We start from the raw sequence: 17,735 nt of genomic DNA, 5'->3' as shown, positions 1-17,735 counted from the left end.
GCTGGTAAGGATGGACGGTATGGATGTCAAGGAGGTGTTGCTGCCCGGCGTCGGCCTTCGGTACGAATTCACCAGCCACACCGGGGAGCGGATCGGGATCATCGCGCGCCGCGGCGGCGATTTCGACGTCGTCCTCTACGGCCCCGACGATCCCGACCAGGCCAAGCCGGTTCTGCACCTGACCGACGCCGAGGCCGAGGCGGTGGCCCAGATCCTGGGCGCGCCGCGCATCGCCGAGCGGTTCACCGAGCTGTCCCGGGGGCTGCCGGGTATCGAAACCGGGCAGGTCCACATCGTGGCCGGCAGCCCGTTCGTGGACCACCCGCTGGGTGACACGCGCGCCCGGACCCGCACGGGGGCGTCGATCGTCGCCATCGTGCGCAACGAGGAAGTGCTCGCCTCGCCCGGCCCGGCCGAAATGTTGCACGCGCGTGACGTTCTGATCGTGATCGGCACCGAAGACGGCATCGCCGGTGTCGAGCGGATCATCGACAAGGGTTGAGCCGATGCAGGTTTCGGGGGCGCTACTGTTTCAACTCGGCGCCCTCCTGGCCACACTCGCCGTATTGGGTGCCCTCGCAAGGCGTTTCGCGCTGTCGCCCATCCCGGTCTACCTGTTGGCAGGGCTCTCGCTGGGCAAGGGCGGGCTGCTGCCCGTCGCCGCGGCCGGCGAGTTCATCGCGACGGCCGCGCCCATCGGCGTCGTGCTGTTGCTGCTGACGCTGGGCCTGGAATTCTCGGCGACCGAATTCGCCAGCAGCCTGCGACACCACCTGCCGTCGGCCGCGGTCGACGTCGTCCTCAACGCCACGCCCGGCGCGGTGGCCGGCTGGCTGCTGGGGCTGGACGGCGTCGCGATCCTGGCCCTGGCCGGGGTCACCTACATCTCGTCGTCGGGCGTCATCGCGCGCGTGCTGGTCGACCTGGGCCGGCTCGGCAACCGGGAAACGCCGGCGGTGCTCTCGGTGCTGGTGCTCGAGGATTTCGCGATGGCGGCCTACCTGCCGCTGTTCGCGGTGCTGGCGTCCGGCGGGGGCTGGGTGCACGCGGTCGTCGGCATGGTCGCCGCGGTGGGCGCGCTGCTGGCCGCGTTCGCCGCCTCCTACCGCTGGGGGCACCACGTCGGCCGGCTGGTCGAACACCCCGATTCCGAGCAGCTGTTGCTGCGGGTCCTGGGCATCACCCTGATGGTGGCGGCGGTGGCCGAGGTCCTGCACGCCTCGGCCGCCGTCGGCGCCTTCCTGGTGGGCCTGACCCTGACGGGTGCGACGGCCGACCGGGCCCGGCAGGTGCTGGGACCGCTGCGCGACCTGTTCGCCGCCATCTTCTTCCTGGCGATCGGCCTCTCGGTGGACCCGCACGAGCTCCTTCCGATGCTCCCCGTGGCGCTGGTCCTGGCCGCCGTCACCGCGGCGACCAAGGTGGCCACCGGGATGCTCGCCGCCCGGCGCGACGGCGTCGCGCGGCGCGGGCAGCTGCGCGCGGGCGCCGCGCTCATCGCCAGGGGCGAGTTCTCGCTGATCATCATCGGCCTGGTCGGCACCTCGATCCCCGTGGTCGCGGCGCTGGCGACGTCGTATGTGTTCGTCATGGCGATCGTGGGCCCGGTGCTGGCCCGGTACGCGGGTGGCCGCGCGGCCGGCTGACGCGTCACCCGATGTGCAGGGCCACCATCAGCCAGCGCGTCCCGGCGCCGGACGGGACCCGTTCCACGCGGCAGGCGATGGCGTGGATCCGGTCCCCGCGGCTGTAGGACCCGAACACCTCGGCCGCGGCCTCCGGGTCGCGGCGCCCGGAGGGTTGCAGCCGCAACCGGCGCAGCACCGCCGCCCCGTCCCGTCCGCGCCCGCGGGCGCCCGCCGAACCGCCGATCGCGACCACTGAGTCCACCAGGCCGGGTGCCAGCATCGGGCGCAGCTGCGCGGCGGGACGGCGGCGGTCGACGACCTCGAGCACCCGGCGCAGCGCGGCATCGGCGAAGGCGGCCGCCTGGCGCATGGGCGCGGACGGTCCCGGCGGCCCGGCCGGCTGCCCGGCCGAGGGCCGGCGGGGCGCACGCGCGCGGCGGCGCGGCGTCGCATGGGGCGGCTGCCAGCATTTGGGGACATCGCGCCTGGGCGGCTCGTAGTCGACGACGGGTGTCACGGCGAAAACGGTCAACGCGCACTCTCCATGGATAGGCCTGCTGGAGAGTGGCAGACGGGCTGGTAAGTGGTCATCATGGCACAGGTCGGGCCGGCGCGTATCCGCTCGATTACCGTGAGCGGGTACATCCGTTCACCCAAGGAACCGAGGACGAATTGACCAGGAGGGACGCGCCGTAATGGTGACCCGGTTGTCCCCGACGGACGCGTCCTTCTATCGGCTGGAGAACACGGCCACCCCGATGTACGTGGGGTCACTGTCCATCCTGCAGCGTCCGCGCGCCGGGCTGAGCTACGAGACGCTGCTGGCCACCATCGAACAGCGGCTGCCCCAGATACCGCGCTACCGGCAAAAGGTTCGGCAGGTGCGGATCGGCACGGCCAGGCCGGTGTGGCTCGACGACAGCGACTTCGACATCACCTATCACGTGCGGCGCTCGGCCCTGCCGTCCCCGGGAAGCGACGAGCAGCTGCACGAGCTGGTCGCGCGGCTGGCCGCGCGGCCGTTGGACAAGTCGCGGCCGCTGTGGGAGATGTACCTGGTCGAGGGCCTGGCCAAGAACCGGATCGCGCTGTACACCAAGTCCCACCAGGCGCTGATCAACGGCATGACGGCGGTGGAGATCGGCCACGTCATCGCCGACCGGACGCGCCGGCCGCCGCCGTTCCCCGAAGACATCTGGATACCGGAACGCGACCCCGGCAACACGCGGTTGGTGTTGGGCGCGGTCGGCGACTGGATGGCGGGGCCGGGCACGCAGCTGCAGGCCGTCGGGTCGGCGGTGGCCGGGTTGGTGACGAACTACGGCGAGCTGCTCGAAGCCGGCCGCCGCGCCGTCGACATCGCGCGCGCGGTGGCGCGGGGCACCGCGCCCAGCAGCCCGCTGAACGCGACCGTGTCGCGGCACCGCAGGTTCACGGTCGCGCGCGGCAACCTCGAGGACTACCGCGCCGTGCGCGCGCGCTACGACTGCGACATCAACGACGTGGTGCTCGCCGTGGTGGCCGGCGCGCTGGGCAATTGGCTGCTGTCCCGCGGGGTGGCGGTGTCACCGACCGCGACGGTCCGCGCGATGGCGCCGCTGTCGGTCTACGCCGACGACGGCCTCGACTCGACCGGCCCGGGCCAGACGATCAGTCAGGTCACGCCGTTCCTGGTGGATCTGCCGGTGGGGGAGGCGAACCCGGTGGTGCGGCTGTCGCAGATCGCCCACGCCACCGAATCCAACCCGACCGCCGGCAGCCTGGTCGACGCCCGCACCATCGTCACCCTGTCGGGATTCGCGCCACCGACCCTGCACGCCATGGGCATCCGGGTCGCGACCGGCTTCCCGAGCTTTTCCAAGCGGACGTTCAATCTGCTGATCACCAACGCCCCGGGCGCCCAGTCGCAGATGTACATCGCCGGCACCAAACTGCTGGAGACCTACGCCGTCCCACCGCTGCTGCACAATCAGGCGCTGGCGATCAGCGTGACGTCCTATAACGGCATGCTGTATTTCGGGATCAACGCCGACCGCGAGGCGATGAGCGACGTCCACCTGCTGCCCGGGCTGTTGAGCCAATCGCTCGAGGAACTTCTCGAAGCTTCCCGCTGATTAGTCGGGGTGAAAATCGGTGCCTGGTTCTATGATTCGTTCTTGTGAGCACCGCGACAAATGACGGGGCGTCGGCGAAGGCGAGCGCGAAGAAATCGAGCACCGCGACCGTGCGCAAAATCCCCGACGATGTCTACCGAACCGAAATATTCCGGCTGCAAACGGAATTCGTGAAATTGCAGGAGTGGGTGCGGCACGTCGGCGCGCGCGTCGTGATCATTTTCGAGGGCCGGGACGGGGCTGGCAAGGGCGGCACGATCAAACGGATCACCGAATACCTGAACCCGCGCGTCGCCCGGATAGCGGCGTTGCCCGCGCCGAGCGACCGGGAAAAGGGTCAGTGGTACTACCAGCGCTACATCGCGCACCTGCCCGCCCGGGGCGAAATCGTGCTGTTCGACCGGTCGTGGTACAACCGCGCGGGCGTGGAAAGGGTGATGGGATTCTGCACACCGCAGGAGTATGTGCTTTTCTTGCGGCAGACGCCCATCTTCGAGCAGATGCTGATCGACGACGGGATCCTGTTGCGCAAGTATTGGTTCTCCGTGTCCGAGGTCGAGCAGTTGCGCCGGTTCAAAGCGCGCCTGAATGACCCTGTCCGCCAATGGAAACTCAGCCCCATGGACATGGAGTCGCTGTATCGGTGGGAGGACTACTCGCGTGCCAAGGACGAGATGATGGTCCACACCGACACTCCGGTAAGCCCTTGGTACATAGTGGAATCCGACGTCAAGAAGCACGCGCGGCTGAACATGATGGCGCATCTGCTGTCGACGATCGAGTACTACGACGTGGGCCGGCCCAAGGTCAAGCTGCCCAAGGAGCCGGTGGCGGCCGAGAATTACCAGCGCCCGCCGCGCGAGCTGTCGAACTACGTCGACGACTATGCGGCCACGTTGGTCGGGAGCCAATGATCCAGGTCTACATCCCGGCCACGCTCGAGATGCTGCAGCGGCTCGTCGCCGACGGCTCCCTGTGGCCGGTCAACGGCACCGCGTTCGCGGTCACGCCGACCTTGCGGGAGGCCTACGCGGAGGGCGACGACGACGAGCTCGCCGACGTGGCGCTGCGCGAGGCGGCGCTGGCGTCGCTGCGGCTGCTCGCGGGCGGCGTGGACGCCGGCCTGCCGCCGCGGCGCGCGGTGCTGGCCGCCGAGGTCTCCGACGCCACGTACCGCCCCGATCTCGACGACGCCGTGGTCCGGCTCGCCGCGCCCGTCACGATGGACGAGGTGGTGGCCGCCTACATCGACAACGCCGCCGCCGAGCCGGACGTCATCCGGGCCATCGAGATCATCGACGCCGCCGACCTGGGCGACGAGGACGCCGAGCTGACCGTCGGGGACGCGCTGGATCACGACCTCGCCTGGTACGCGAATCAGGAATTGCCGTTCCTGCTTGACCTGCTCTGACGTCGAATGTGAGGAATTCGCGCTAGCTACGACACCGTAGGTTACGGTACCGTAGGTTTCGTGAAGCGCACAGAATCGGCGACAATGTTGGGCGTAAGCCAGACGCCGGCTAGTGAGCAGGAGCTTCCGCTGGGCAGACGTAACCCATCGATCCGGGGCAACGTCGTCGACACCAAGCGACCCGTGGTGGCCGGCGCCGAGCGGCACCCCGGCTGGCACGCGCTGCGCAAGCTCGCCGCCCGCATCACCACCCCGCTGTTGCCCGACGACTACCTGCATCTGGCCAACCCGCTGTGGTCCGCGCGCGAATTGCGGGGCCGCGTCCTCGAGGTCCGCCGCGAAACCGAAGACTCCGCGACCCTGGTGATCAAACCGGGCTGGGGGTTCAGCTTCGACTACCAGCCGGGCCAGTACATCGGGATCGGGCTGCTGGTCGACGGGCGCTGGCGGTGGCGGTCCTACTCGCTGACCTCGAGCCCGGCCGAGACCTCCGGCTCGCCGCGCACGGTGACCATCACCGTCAAGGCGATGCCCGAAGGGTTCCTGTCCACCCACCTGGTGGCCGGCGTCGAGCCCGGGACCATCGTGCGGCTGGCCGCGCCGCAGGGCAACTTCGTCCTGCCCGACCCGGCGCCGCCGTCGATCCTGTTTCTGACCGCCGGGTCCGGGATCACGCCGGTGATGTCGATGCTGCGAACGTTGGTGCGCCGCAACCAGATTGGCGACGTCACGCACCTGCATTCGGCGCCCACCGAATCGGACGTGATGTTCCGCGCCGAGCTGGCCGCCCTGGCCGCCAACCAGCCGGGCTACCGCTTGCAGGTCCGCGAAACCCGCACTCAGGGCCGGCTCGACCTCTCCTCGCTGGACCAGCAGGTTCCGGACTGGCGCGAGCGTCAGACCTGGGCGTGCGGGCCGGAGGGCATGCTCACTCAGGCGCAGAAGGTGTGGTCGTCGGCGGGCATCGGCGACCGGCTGCACCTGGAGCGGTTCGCGGTGACCAAGGCCGCACCCGCCGGGGCCGGGGGGACCGTCACGTTCGCGCGCAGCGGGCGGGAGGTCGCGGCCGACGCGGCGACATCGTTGATGGACGCCGGCGAGGGCGTGGGTGTGCAGATGCCCTTCGGCTGCAGGATGGGCATCTGCCAGTCCTGCGTGGTAAGCCTGGTGGAAGGCCACGTGCGCGATCTGCGAACCGGCGCCGAACACGATCCCGGAACCCGGATTCAGACCTGTGTGTCGGCCGCGTCCGGCGATTGTGTGCTCGACATCTAAAGGCTACTCAAAGGTAACCTACGGATTCGTAGGTTACGATAGCGTAGGTATTGCACCGACAAGACGACCGTAGGGAGATGACGACGAGTGGCAATCACAGACGTCGACGTATTCGCCCATCTGACGGACGCTGACATCGAGAACCTGGCCGTTGAGCTGGACGCCATCCGCCAGGACATCGAAGACTCTCGGGGGGCGCGCGACGCGCGCTACATCCGCCGCACCATCGCCGCGCAGCGCGCGCTCGAGGTGGCCGGGCGGCTGCTGTTGGCCGCCAGCTCGCGCCGCTCGGCCTGGTGGGCGGGCACTGTCACGCTGGGCGTGGCCAAGATCGTCGAGAACATGGAGATCGGCCACAACGTCATGCACGGCCAGTGGGACTGGATGAACGACCCGGAGATCCACTCCTCGACGTGGGAGTGGGACATGAGCGGGTCGTCCAAGCACTGGCGCTACACCCACAACTTCGTGCACCACAAGTACACCAACATCCTCGGGATGGACGACGACGTCGGCTACGGCCTGTTGCGCGTCACCCGGGATCAGCGCTGGAAGCGCTTCAACATCTTCAACCTGTTCTACAACACCATGCTCGCGCTCCTCTTCGAATGGGGCGTCGGACTGCAGCACGTGGAGCTCGGCAAGATCGTCAAGAAGCGGATGGACAACGACGACGCCCGCCAGCGGATCGACGAGTTCCTGGCCAAGGCCGGCCGGCAGGTCGTCAAGGACTACGTCGCGTTCCCGGCTCTGACCGCGCTGTCGCCCGGCGCGACCTACCGCTCCACGGTGACGGCCAACGCGGTCGCCAACATCATCCGCAACGTGTGGGCCAACGCCGTCATCTTCTGCGGCCACTTCCCCGATGGCGCCGAGAAATTCACCAAGACCGACATGATCGGCGAAACCAAGGGTCAGTGGTACCTGCGCCAGATGCTGGGCAGCGCCAACTTCGAGGCCGGCCCGGCGCTGCGGTTCATGAGCGGCAACCTGTGCCATCAGATCGAGCACCACCTGTATCCGGACCTGCCGAGCAACCGGCTGCACGAGATCTCGGTGCGGGTGCGCGCGCTGTGCGACAAGTACGACTTGCCTTACACCACAGGCTCTTTCCTGGTGCAGTACGGCAAGACGTGGCGCACGCTGGCCAAGCTGTCGCTGCCGAACAAGTACCTGCGCGACGACGCCGACAACGCGCCGGAGACGCGCAGCGAGCGGATGTTCGCCGAATTGGAGCCCGGTTTCGCCGGCACCGATCCGGCCACCGGACGCCGCCGCGGCCTGAAGACCGCCATCGCCACCGTGCGGGATTGGCGGCGCGCGAAGAAGCAGCTGAAGCAGGGGCGCACGGGCGACCTGGCCGCGTAGAGTTTGGTTTCTCTCCGAGGAGGGATGGCCATGGCTGACGAGGACGTACGGGCTGCCCTGCGGCGTCATTGGGCGGCCTCCGATGCCAACGACTTCATGGCGGAGCACGAAATCTACCGGGCCGATGCGGTTCTCGAGTATCCGCAATCGGGCGAACGGATCCGGGGGCGGGCCGGCATCCAGGCGTCGCGCGAGGCCCAGCCGAACGCGAAACGCTTCACCGTGCGGCGCGTGCTTGGCGGCGATGATCTGTGGATCAGCGAACTCGTCCTGACGTATGACGGGCAACCGAATTACGTTGTGAGCAGCATGGAATTCGAGGGTGGCGAGGTGGTCCACGAGACCCAGTACTTCGGCGAACCATTCGAGCCGGGGCCGTCCCGGGCTCAGTGGGCCGAACGCATCGAATGACCGCTACGCTCGAAGGGGCATAGGGAAAGGCACGCGATGCTCGCTGCATTCGGATTCGAAAACCTCGGTGTGGTCGTCGGGGACATGTATTTCGTCGACCCGACCCCGCTGGCCGGACAGGAAACCCCGGAGCGGGGGGTCAGGCTCGAACTTCGCCTGATCGACAAGGACGAGCCGCAGGGATCGATCTACGCGGGCGTCCCGATCGCCTTTACCCGCCCGGTGTGGCGGGTGGACCTCTTCGGGTCCACCGAGAGCCCGCCCGGGACGCTGGACCGGGCCCATCACCATCCGCGGTTCGACGGCTGGGAGCCGGGGCGCCGGCACTTCGTCCCCGAACTGTCGGCCGACCCGGTGGCCTGGCTGGCCGGCCAGCTGGCCGACCCGGCCGCGGTGCTGGAACGGGCGGGCGTCGCGCTGGATGACGTCAGCGAGGCCGATCTGGCCGGGCTGGTCGCGGCGGCCCCGGAGATCGTCGCCGCGGTGAAACGGATGCTCGACGGCGTGCGGGACGGGACGCTGGCCCCCGCCCCCGCCGAGCCCGTCGCCGCCGCCCGCACCGGCTGGCTGTAGACCCCTCGCGATTTGCGAGGCAGCTGGATCCAGATAATCTATTTGCTGCCGCGTAGGCACCAGGGGGGCCACACCGAGGAGTCAACGAATGAAGAAGGCCGCACGGTTGACCGCCCCGCTCGCTGCCGTCTTGGGCGGTATCGCCGTCTTCACCGCCGCGATCGCGAGTGCCGACTCAATGGATGACGCGTACCTGCAAACGCTGAAGGACAAGGGAATCACCTGGCCCAGCAGCGCGGACCAGACGATGGTCCAGATCGGGCACGCCGTTTGCACGGACTGGTCGCACGGGTTCACGTTCGAGCAGACCTTCGCCGATGCGAAACAGGGGCTCCCGCAGTTGCAGGACACCTCGCTGGCCAAGATCATGGGTGCGGCGACCGGCGTTTACTGCCCGCAGTACTCCAGCAAGTTCGACTGAGCGAGCGCAGCGTCCGGCTGGCCGACCGGGTTTCGAGGGAGGCGCACCCGTGACCTATATGGGCAAGCCCTATTACCCGGTATGGCTGGACAACCTCGCCGAGGACGTCACCTTGGAAGCCGCGGCAATGGACGGGAGCGCCCACGGCGCGGAAGACGTTCGCTCAATCGTGGTGACCGCCCGCGACGTGTACGACGACCAGGAGTTCAATTTCGCCGGACCCGCTGGCGACTACGGCTTCGTCGAGGACTACACGACCGAGATCCGCGGCGTGCGAACCAACGTAATCGTCTGGGTCACCTTCAACGCCGCGGGGCAGACGCAGCAAGTCGTGGTGAACCACCGGCCTCGCAGTGCGTTGCTGTCCTTCTCCCGTCTGATGCTCGAAAAGTTTTCCGGCACCCCGCTTGCCAAACATTGGCAGGGCACTCCGTAAGGGGCGCAGGTAGGTTCGACTCGGGTTCGCGTCCGGACCCAGAGTTCCTGCGATGCAGGCCCGCCCGGCAGGCCTTTTCCCTGTTCGGGGGCTTGCCGCACGGGTAATATCCGGGCGATGGCGAACGATGAGGCCGCCGTGACCTCGCCGACGATTCGTGTCGCGGCGATTCAGATGCTCGCCGAATTGGGCAATGTCGACGCCAACCTGGCGATGGCGCGACGCCTCGTGCGGGCGGCTTTCGAACGCGGCGCAAACTTGGTCATCCTGCCGGAGTTCTTTGCCTCCGGCAATGCATTCTTTCCTCACATGGCGTCGACGACTCGGGCGGTCGACGGCCCGCCGGCCCAGTTGCTCGTGGACTTGGCGCGCGAAGGCGACGCCGTTGTCGGCGGCTCGTTTCTGGCGTGGCGCGACCGCCACGTCTATAACACCTTTGTTTTGGCGCTGCCGGACGGAAGCACCCACCGGCACGACAAGGATGCCCCAACCTTCTGGGAGAACTGCTATTACATCGGCGGAGACGATGACGGCGTTCTGCACACCCTCCAGGGCACCATAGGCGCCGCGCTGTGTTGGGAGTTCATCCGATCCAGGACGGCGACGCGGTTGAAGGGAAAGGTCGACATCGTGGCGGGCGGTTCGGGATGGTGGGGCGGAAAGGACAGCGACCAATCGGATGGCCCTTCGGCCGAGTTCGGCCTTGAAGTGATGAAAGCCGCGCCGAGTCGATTCGCCAGAATGCTTGGCGTGCCGGTGGTTCACGCCGCGCACGCGGGACGGTTTGTGGGGCAGTCCTGGCCCGATTCGGGCGAGAGCTATCCTTCTCGTTACCTGGGCGAGGCTCAAATCGTCGACGGTAACGGCCGCATTCTCGCGCGGATGTCCCGCGAAGAAGGCGAAGGCGTCATCACCGCTGACGTCACGCTCGGTCCCGTGGCGAATGAGCCGGAAGCGATACCAGACAGCTTCTGGATCGCCGATTTTCCCGAAGCGGTTTATCGCCAATGGGAACGTGACCTCGAGACCGGCCACCAGTACTACTTGTCGACCACGCTGCCCTACGTCCGCGGCATGTTCACTCGGTGAACTCGAGCTTCAAATTCACCGTCTCGTCGGTCACCTTCTCGGCCGCGCTGAGAAATTCGGCGTTGGGTTCGACGACCATCAGCGACGACGGCTCGACGTAGGTCAGGCTGCTGCCGGCGCTCTCGTCGTGGCGCAGCATGCCCTTCGGCCAGGACGCCCCGCGCGTCAGGTACGTGGGCCGCCAAACCCTGCTCTGCTGCCGTACCAACGTGATACATCGTCGCTGCGTTCATATCGGGCGAACCACTGCTCCGCAAATCTCGGCGGAACTTCGTCGGCGGGATCGAAGTACGGGTTTTGGCTCACGATCAGCCCTCGCAATGCGAGGGTGTGTCCTTGCGGGAAACGTGGTTGAGCATTGGCCGCGGTGCCGTCTCACGTCGACCTGTTTGGTCAAGCTGCGCAACGGTTCTCGAATCCGCCAGGACCCATACGTTCCACGTGATTCAGCCTCAGGGCTTTACCTTGATCACCACTTTCCCCATCGGGCCGTCAGCTAGGCGTTCGAAGGCTTGCGGCAACTGTTCGAACGGAAACACACGGTCGACCAATGGCCGCGCTCCCGAGCGGGCCAATATGCCCAAGAGGTCGTGCCAGCCGGCGCGGTGTTGCTCCGGTGTGTAGTAGCTGAGAGCCATTGCGCCAATTCGCAGCCAGCGGGAAAAGAGCGTGCCCGTGTAAAAGTTGGGCATCGGGCCTCCGAGTTCTCCTACCAAGCTGAGTCTTCCCGAATCGCCCATCGTATCGATGACTTCAGGAAGCAGCATGCCCCCGATCGTGTCGACTGCCAGGTTCACCCCGCCGCCATTCAGGGCGTCCTTGACACCAGCTCGCCACTGCGGGTCTTCAGGGTTGAATGTGAACGTTGCGCCGAGTTCCTTGAGGTGTCGTTGCTTTTCGTCGCTGCGCGAGAGCGCCACGACCGTGTGGCCCATCGCCGCCGCCAATTGAACAGCCGCAACTCCGACCCCTCCTGATGCGCCGGTGACCAGCACCACTGAGTTCGGCTTGAGCGGCTCCCACATGGTGAGCGCACGGTACGCCGATAGATAAACCACGGCGGCGCCCGACGACTGCTCTTCGGTCCAACCTGTGGGGATCTCCGCTAAGTTAACTGCCGGTATCGACACTTGCTGGGCAAACATGCCCCAGCGGAGCAGCCCGACATCACTGCGCAGGAGAACGCGCTGGTCGCCCACCTGCACATCCTCGACGCCTTTACCGACTTTGATTACTTCCCCGACGCCATCCCGCCCCAGCACGTGCGGTGCGGGAGGGTGCACCGGATATGGGTACCGCCTCTCTGCCATCATCTGGTCGGCCGGATTTAAGCCGGCGTAGTGGACTTGCATGACCACTTCGCCTTCTCTTGGGACCGGATCAGGCACGGCAGTCAGGGCCAGATGATCTATCCCTGCATGTCCATCCCACAGCCACGCTTTCATAACTGCCTTCTCCCTTGCGGCTATTCGTGACCACAGTAAGCATGACGACGACGCTGTCGAATGAGTCGAGTCCGGTGTCCGTGCTGCGGGCGCCTCAGGTATGAGGGTGCAACGTGCCATGCCTATTGCTTTCGGCACGGCGGCGTGTGTCGAGTTCCTGAGCGTTGTTGCGGTGCATAGCGAAAGAGTACTTACCTACTGGATCTCCCGACATCAATCGTCCGCAGCGCGCCTACAGCATTTCCTGCAACCACCGCCGCGCTGAGCAAGTTGCGTCACGAGCCGCCGGTCACGTTGGCGGCCAGGGCGGCCAGCTTGGCGTCGAGTTCTTCTGCCGCGCTCAGTAATTCGGCGTTGGGTTCGACCACCATCAGCGATGACGGCTTGACATAGGTCAGGCTGGAGCCGGCCCCCTCATCGAGGATCAGCAGCTCGACCGGGGCGAACAGGCCCGCGCTCGCGTCGTGGCGCAGCATCGTGATCGCGATCAGCGGGTTGCCGAGGATGACGCGTAACACCTTTCGGTCGATGCCGGCCTTCGCGATCCATGCACCGTGGTCGAACAACCCGAACAACATGAATCCGCTTGGTCCGACGTATTTTTCGACCTCTTGCCGATATGACTCCCAGTCGTCATGGGTCTTGGCGATCTCGTTGATGGGCACCGGTTTGTCGCCGATGTCGGCCAGTAGCGCGGCTAGGAGCTCGTCCACACCCTTGGTGCTCAGATAGCGGACCCTTATGCCGTCGAACTTGATTTCGGTCATCGGCCTAACCCAACCGCTCGATGATCGTGGCGTTGGCCATCCCGCCGCCCTCGCACATCGTCTGCAGCCCGTACCGGCCACCGCGCTGCTCGAGCGCGTTGACCAGGGTGGTCATCAGGCGCGCGCCGCTGGCCCCCAGCGGGTGGCCGATCGCGATGGCGCCGCCGTTGACGTTGGTCGTGGCCAGGTCGGCGCCGGTGTCGTGCGCCCAGGCCAGGACGACGGGCGCGAACGCCTCGTTCACCTCGAACAGGTCGATGTCGGCCAGCGTCAGCCCGGCGCGCTGCAACACCTTCTCGGTTGCGGGGATGACCCCGGTCAGCATGTACAGCGGGTCGGAGCCCACCACCGTCGTGGTGTGGATCCGCGCCAGCGGGCGCAGGCCCAGCTTCTTGGCGACCTCGCTGCTGGTGATCAGCACCGCCGCGCTGCCGTCGGACAGCGGCGAGGAGTTGCCGGGCGTGATCTCCCAATTGATCTGCGGGAAGCGCTCTTTCATCGCGTCGCTGTAGAACGCCGGCTGCAGGGCGGCCAGCGTCTCGACCGTAGTGCCGGGCCGGATGATCTCGTCGGTCGTCAGCCCGGCGATCGGGATCAGCTCGTTGTCGAAGAGCCCGTCCTTGGTGGCCCGGGCGGCCTTGTCGTGGCTGCCGGCGGAGAACTCGTCGAGCTGGGTGCGCGAGAAGCCCCACTTGGCCGCGATCAGCTCGGCGCTGATGCCCTGCGGGACGAGCCCGTCGGGGTAGCGCGCGTCCATGCCCGCGCCGAACGGGTTGCTGCCGGGCAGCACCTGGGTGCCCATCGGTACCCGGCCCATCGATTCCACCCCACCGGCGACGACGAGGTCATACGCGCCGGCGATCACGCCCTGGGCGGCGAAGCTGATGGCCTGCTGGCTGCTGCCGCACTGGCGGTCGATGGTGACACCGGGGACCGACTCCGGGAATCCGGCGCCGAGCAGCGCGTTGCGCGCGATGTTGACGGCCTGGTCGCCGACCTGGGTGACGGCGCCGGCGATGACGTCGTCGACGCGCTCCGGGTCGACGCCCGTGCGGGCCACCAGTTCACGCAGGCTGTGGGCCAGCAGGTCGGCGGGCAGCACGTCGTGCAGCGCGCCGCTGGCCTTGCCCTTGCCGATCGGGGTGCGCACGGCACCAACGATGACGGCGTCGCGACCTTGAACCATGGCTCCTCCTCGAGTCCGAAGCTGGGTATCACCAGCTGTACCCAGGTAAACATCTAGGTACACTAAAATCAACCCAGACTGGGAGGTGATCTGCGTGACATTCCTGCAGGGCGCGCTGGCGGACCGGGAGAAGTGGTCGCCCGTCGGTGAATGCGCGATCGAGAAGACCATGGCGGTGGTCGGCACCAAGTCCGCGATGCTGATCATGCGCGAGGCCTACTACGGCACCACCCGGTTCGACGACTTCGCCCGCCGGGTCGGCATCACCAAGGCGGCCACGTCGGCGCGGCTGACCGAACTCGTCGACTTGGGCCTGCTGGAGCGGCGGCCCTACCGCGAACCCGGGCAGCGCGGCCGCGAGGAGTACGTGCTGACCGACGCGGGGGTCGACTTCATGCCGGTGGTTTGGGCGATGTTCGAGTGGGGCCGGCGCCATCTGCCGGGCCGCAACCGGCTGCGGCTCACGCACGTGGGCTGCGGCGCCGAGGTGAGCGTCGAAATCCGCTGCACCGAGGGGCATCTGGTGCCGCCGGGCGAGCTGGGCATGCGGCTGGCCAAGTCCGGCTGAGACCATGTGGTATCACTCTGGTATCATTCGGTCATGGGAATGACCCTGCGCACCAGCGATGAGCAGACGGAAGCCTTGCGCAAGCAGGCCGCCGCCGAGGGGCGGTCGATGCAGGCCGTCGCGTTGTCGGCCATCGACGAATACATCGCGCGGCGGACGCACAAGGCCGGCGTTGCCGCGGCCCTGGAGCGAGTGGTCCGCGAGGAAGCAGGGGTGCTGGAGCGCCTTAAGGACGCGTGACCGAGTATCTGGACCTCGACGACCTGCTCGACATCGCGCGCGCGGCCGTCGGTCCGGCCGTCGCGGTCGGCGATTACGGGTTGCTCGAATCGGCGCTGGCACGACCGCGCGCATCGGTGTTCGGCCAGGACGCCTATCCAGACCTGCACCACAAGGCGGCCGCGCTACTGCACTCGCTGGCGCGGAATCACGCGCTGGTGGATGGAAACAAACGACTGGCGTGGACGGCCTGCCGGACGTTCCTCGCGATCAATGGCGAGTGGATCCGCGCGCCCGAGGATGACCGCTTTGATTTCGTCATCGAGGTGGCCATGGGTGCGCTCGCCGATCTGGACAAGATCGCCGATCAACTACGCGCGTGGAGCTACACCGAGGATTGAGCCAGGCCTAAACATCGCGCAGCGCCGCGAGGGCGCGCAAATGTACGGCCCGCGCGGCGTGTCGGCGTACCAACGCGCGCGCTCGCCGTGCTTGTCAGGTCTCCCTGAGCACGGCCAACAGCCGCCGGGCCGCGGCCACGCGGCGCGCGGCCGGGCCGGACAGCGCGTCCAGCGCGCATTCCGGGTCGGCCGGCGGGCCCATGTGTCCGCAGCCGCGGGAGCAGTCGTCGATCGCCTCGGCCAGGTCCGAGAAGGCGTCCAGCACGTCGTCGGGCCGGATGTGGGCCAGCCCGAACGAGCGGATTCCCGGGGTGTCGATCACCCAGCCGGAGCCTTCCAGTGGCAGGGCGACCGACTGGGTCGACGTGTGCCGGCCCCGGCCGATCTCGGTGACCGCGCCGACGGCCCGGTCCGCTTCCGGCACAAGGCGATTCACCAGGGTCGACTTGCCGACGCCGGAATGCCCGAGCAGCACGGTGATCTTCCCGGCGATCAGCCCGGCCACCGCCAGCAGCGGATCGTCGACGCCGGCGGCGACCACCGTCAGGTCCAGGTCCACGAAGTGCTCGGCGAACGGCCCCGGCGGGGCGAGGTCGGTCTTGGTCAGGCACAGGATCGGCGTCAGGCCGCCGGCGTAGGCGGCGATCAGCGCCCGGTCGACCAGCCCGGTGCGCGGCGGCGGGTCGGCCAGCGCGACGACGATCAGCAGCTGGTCGGCGTTGGCGACCACCACGCGTTCGGTGGGGTCGGTGTCATCGGCGGTGCGCCGCAACACCGTTCGCCGCTCGCCGCGGCGCACGATGCGGGCCAGGGTGTCCGTCCGCCCGGACAGGTCGCCGACCAGGTCGACGTCGTCGCCGACGACGATCGGGGTGCGGCCCAGCTCGCGCGCCCGCATGGCCGTGACCCGGCGGTCGGGCCGGCCGCCCAGCACGCACCCCCAGCGCCCGCGGTCGACGCTGACCACCATGGCGGCCTCGGCGTCGGCGTGCTCCGGACGGGTCTTCGTTCGCGGTCGCGAGCCCCTGCCGGAGCGGACCTTGACGTCGGACTCGTCGTAGTCGCCGGGCTTCAAACGCCGGGCTCCGGCTCGATTGCCCGCCTCCTCCTCGGGCCGCTGATGCGGCCCGCATCGTCACCGGGCTCCAGCATGTCGGCCCACAACCGCGGAAACTCCGGCAGCGTCTTGCCGGTGGAGCCGATGTCGTCCACCGCCACCCCGGGGACCCGCAGCCCGACGATCGCGCCGGCCATCGCCATCCGGTGGTCGGCGTAGGCGCGCCAGGTGCCGGCGTGCAGCGGCTTCGCGGTGATCACCAGGCCGTCGGGCGTCTCGGCGCAGTCGCCGCCGAGGCGGTTGATCTCGGCGCTCAGCGCGGCCAGCCGATCGGTCTCGTGCCCGCGCAGATGGGCGATGCCCGACAGCCGGGACACCGACCCGGGGGTGGCCAGCGCGGCCAGCGCCGCCACCGACGGCGTCAGCTCCCCGACCGCGCGCAGGTCGACGTCAAAGCCGGCGTACCCGGCCGGCCCGCTCACCTCGAGATACGAATCGGTTTGCGTCACAACGGCATTGAGCTGGCCCAGGACACTCAGGATGTCGCCGGCGGGTTGCACGCTGGTCGCCGGCCAGCCGGTGATGCGCACCGTTCCGCCGCTGACCACGGCCGCCGCCAGGAACGGGACGGCGTTGGTCAGGTCGGGTTCGACCTCCCAGTGCCGGGCCGCGACCGCGCCGGCGCGCACCCGCCAGCGGTTGGGGACGGAGTCGTCGACGTCGACCCCGGCCTGCCGCAGCATCACGATCGTCATCGCGATGTGCGGTGCGGACGGCACCGCGGACCCGGTGTGCTGGACGGTCAGGCCCTGCGTGAACGACGCCGCGGACAGCAGCAGGCCCGAAACGAACTGCGAGGACGCCGAGGCGTCGATGGCCACGGTGCCACCCGCCACCGACCCGCCGCCGTGGACCCGAAACGGCAGACCGCTGCCGTCGATCTTCACGCCCAGGCCGCGCAGGGCGTCCAGCAGCGGCGCGATGGGCCGGGCGCGGGCCTGCTCGTCGCCGTCGAACTCGACCACCGAATCGGCCAGCGCCGCCAGCGGCGGCACGAACCGCAGGACCGTGCCCGCCAGGCCGCAATCCACCGTGGCGCCCGGCGCCGGCGCGATCCCGCCGCCGACGGTCAGCTCGGAGCCGGGCCCGTCGACGCGCAGGCCCAGGGTGCGCAGCGCCCCGATCATCAGGTCGGTGTCGCGGCTGCGTAACGCCCCGTTGAGGGTCGAGGTGCCTTGCCCCTGCGCGGCCGCCAGCCCCGCCAGCACCAGCGCCCGGTTGGTCTGCGACTTCGAGCCCGGAACCGTGACGGTCGCGCGCACCGGTCCGGTCGCCTGGGGGGCCGTCCACGAGCTCACGTGCTTCA

The 17,735-nt window shown here is 68.2% G+C and carries 21 protein-coding genes and 1 pseudogene; 15 read left to right on the top strand and 7 right to left on the bottom strand.

Annotated elements, in window-relative coordinates; all coding sequences use genetic code 11:
• The first annotated feature begins 19 nt into the window (after window positions 1–19).
• Both AC5Y5E_RS02680 and AC5Y5E_RS02675 read left to right on the top strand, forming a co-directional pair.
• Window positions 20–502: a cation:proton antiporter regulatory subunit gene (locus AC5Y5E_RS02680; protein ID WP_499901433.1), complete on the top strand. Its 483-nt coding sequence runs from the start codon at window positions 20–22 to the stop codon at window positions 500–502.
• Window positions 503–506: 4 nt separating this feature from the next.
• Window positions 507–1,646, top strand: a complete 1,140-nt coding sequence (locus AC5Y5E_RS02675) for a cation:proton antiporter (protein ID WP_499901432.1) — start codon at window positions 507–509, stop codon at window positions 1,644–1,646.
• 4 nt (window positions 1,647–1,650) lie between these two features.
• On the opposite strand, the gene AC5Y5E_RS02670 is transcribed toward AC5Y5E_RS02675, so the two are convergent.
• Window positions 1,651–2,160: an Rv3235 family protein gene (locus AC5Y5E_RS02670; RefSeq protein WP_499901431.1), complete on the bottom strand. Its 510-nt coding sequence runs from the start codon at window positions 2,158–2,160 to the stop codon at window positions 1,651–1,653.
• 163 nt (window positions 2,161–2,323) lie between these two features.
• Between AC5Y5E_RS02670 and AC5Y5E_RS02665 the strand changes: the two genes are divergently transcribed.
• The 10 genes from AC5Y5E_RS02665 to AC5Y5E_RS02620 all read left to right on the top strand — a co-directional run bounded on the left by AC5Y5E_RS02665 (window position 2,324) and on the right by AC5Y5E_RS02620 (window position 10,726).
• Window positions 2,324–3,742 carry a WS/DGAT/MGAT family O-acyltransferase gene (locus AC5Y5E_RS02665; RefSeq protein WP_499901430.1) on the top strand — a complete coding sequence of 473 codons (1,419 nt, stop codon included), beginning with the start codon at window positions 2,324–2,326 and terminating at the stop codon, window positions 3,740–3,742.
• A gap of 44 nt (window positions 3,743–3,786) precedes the next feature.
• Window positions 3,787–4,656, top strand: a complete 870-nt coding sequence (ppk2, locus tag AC5Y5E_RS02660) for a polyphosphate kinase 2 (protein WP_499901429.1) — start codon at window positions 3,787–3,789, stop codon at window positions 4,654–4,656.
• Window positions 4,653–5,153 carry a DUF6912 family protein gene (locus AC5Y5E_RS02655; protein WP_499901428.1) on the top strand — a complete coding sequence of 167 codons (501 nt, stop codon included), beginning with the start codon at window positions 4,653–4,655 and terminating at the stop codon, window positions 5,151–5,153. Before ppk2 ends, AC5Y5E_RS02655 begins: the two co-directional genes overlap by 4 nt.
• Window positions 5,154–5,240: 87 nt before the next feature.
• Window positions 5,241–6,428 (top strand): ferredoxin reductase, encoded by a 1,188-nt coding sequence (locus AC5Y5E_RS02650; protein ID WP_499901854.1) that lies wholly within the window; start codon window positions 5,241–5,243, stop codon window positions 6,426–6,428.
• Window positions 6,429–6,515: 87 nt separating this feature from the next.
• A complete protein-coding gene (locus tag AC5Y5E_RS02645) occupies window positions 6,516–7,796 on the top strand; it encodes a fatty acid desaturase family protein (protein WP_499901427.1) in 1,281 nt (426 codons plus the stop codon).
• A 30-nt stretch (window positions 7,797–7,826) separates the two neighbouring features.
• A complete protein-coding gene (locus tag AC5Y5E_RS02640) occupies window positions 7,827–8,207 on the top strand; it encodes a nuclear transport factor 2 family protein (protein ID WP_499901426.1) in 381 nt (126 codons plus the stop codon).
• Window positions 8,208–8,243: 36 nt separating this feature from the next.
• Window positions 8,244–8,780, top strand: a complete 537-nt coding sequence (locus tag AC5Y5E_RS02635) for a hypothetical protein (RefSeq protein ID WP_499901425.1) — start codon at window positions 8,244–8,246, stop codon at window positions 8,778–8,780.
• Window positions 8,781–8,868: 88 nt separating this feature from the next.
• Window positions 8,869–9,201, top strand: a complete 333-nt coding sequence (locus AC5Y5E_RS02630; RefSeq protein ID WP_499901424.1) for a DUF732 domain-containing protein — start codon at window positions 8,869–8,871, stop codon at window positions 9,199–9,201.
• Between the two features lie 49 nt (window positions 9,202–9,250).
• Window positions 9,251–9,637 carry a hypothetical protein gene (locus tag AC5Y5E_RS02625; RefSeq protein WP_499901423.1) on the top strand — a complete coding sequence of 129 codons (387 nt, stop codon included), beginning with the start codon at window positions 9,251–9,253 and terminating at the stop codon, window positions 9,635–9,637.
• A gap of 117 nt (window positions 9,638–9,754) precedes the next feature.
• Complete coding sequence (locus tag AC5Y5E_RS02620) at window positions 9,755–10,726, top strand: carbon-nitrogen hydrolase family protein (RefSeq protein ID WP_499901422.1); 972 nt, start codon at window positions 9,755–9,757, stop codon at window positions 10,724–10,726.
• Here AC5Y5E_RS02620 and AC5Y5E_RS02615 read toward each other — a convergent pair.
• The 4 genes and pseudogenes from AC5Y5E_RS02615 to AC5Y5E_RS02600 all read right to left on the bottom strand — a co-directional run.
• Window positions 10,716–10,865 (bottom strand): annotated as a pseudogene (locus AC5Y5E_RS02615) (DUF302 domain-containing protein); the annotation flags it as partial. The gene AC5Y5E_RS02620 and the pseudogene AC5Y5E_RS02615 sit on opposite strands and share 11 nt — an antisense overlap.
• Window positions 10,866–11,178: 313 nt before the next feature.
• The gene (locus AC5Y5E_RS02610; protein ID WP_499901421.1) at window positions 11,179–12,171 is read right to left on the bottom strand and encodes a quinone oxidoreductase family protein; all 993 of its coding nucleotides are present in this window, start codon (window positions 12,169–12,171) and stop codon (window positions 11,179–11,181) included.
• 275 nt (window positions 12,172–12,446) lie between these two features.
• On the bottom strand, window positions 12,447–12,938 hold the full coding sequence (locus AC5Y5E_RS02605) for a DUF302 domain-containing protein (protein WP_499901420.1): 492 nt from the start codon (window positions 12,936–12,938) through the stop codon (window positions 12,447–12,449).
• 4 nt (window positions 12,939–12,942) lie between these two features.
• The gene (locus tag AC5Y5E_RS02600; protein WP_499901419.1) at window positions 12,943–14,124 is read right to left on the bottom strand and encodes a thiolase family protein; all 1,182 of its coding nucleotides are present in this window, start codon (window positions 14,122–14,124) and stop codon (window positions 12,943–12,945) included.
• 94 nt (window positions 14,125–14,218) lie between these two features.
• Here AC5Y5E_RS02600 and AC5Y5E_RS02595 point away from each other — a divergent pair, with 94 nt between their 5' ends.
• From AC5Y5E_RS02595 to AC5Y5E_RS02585, 3 genes are read left to right on the top strand one after another with little or no spacing between them, the layout of a single operon-like run.
• Window positions 14,219–14,692, top strand: a complete 474-nt coding sequence (locus AC5Y5E_RS02595; RefSeq protein ID WP_499901418.1) for a winged helix-turn-helix transcriptional regulator — start codon at window positions 14,219–14,221, stop codon at window positions 14,690–14,692.
• 33 nt (window positions 14,693–14,725) lie between these two features.
• A complete protein-coding gene (locus AC5Y5E_RS02590) occupies window positions 14,726–14,932 on the top strand; it encodes a CopG family transcriptional regulator (RefSeq protein ID WP_499901417.1) in 207 nt (68 codons plus the stop codon).
• Window positions 14,929–15,312 (top strand): type II toxin-antitoxin system death-on-curing family toxin, encoded by a 384-nt coding sequence (locus AC5Y5E_RS02585; protein WP_499901416.1) that lies wholly within the window; start codon window positions 14,929–14,931, stop codon window positions 15,310–15,312. The genes AC5Y5E_RS02590 and AC5Y5E_RS02585 overlap by 4 nt, the downstream gene beginning before the upstream one ends.
• A 94-nt stretch (window positions 15,313–15,406) precedes the next feature.
• On the opposite strand, the gene rsgA is transcribed toward AC5Y5E_RS02585, so the two are convergent.
• Both rsgA and aroA read right to left on the bottom strand, forming a co-directional pair.
• A complete protein-coding gene (gene rsgA / locus AC5Y5E_RS02580; RefSeq protein WP_499901415.1) occupies window positions 15,407–16,387 on the bottom strand; it encodes a ribosome small subunit-dependent GTPase A in 981 nt (326 codons plus the stop codon).
• On the bottom strand, window positions 16,384–17,727 hold the full coding sequence (gene aroA, locus AC5Y5E_RS02575; protein ID WP_499901414.1) for a 3-phosphoshikimate 1-carboxyvinyltransferase: 1,344 nt from the start codon (window positions 17,725–17,727) through the stop codon (window positions 16,384–16,386). The genes rsgA and aroA overlap by 4 nt, the downstream gene beginning before the upstream one ends.
• Between the last annotated feature and the right edge of the window lie 8 nt (window positions 17,728–17,735).

The sequence above is a fragment of the Mycobacterium sp. NGS54 genome (assembly GCF_059812465.1).
This window is presented reverse-complemented; position numbering and strand designations above follow the sequence as displayed.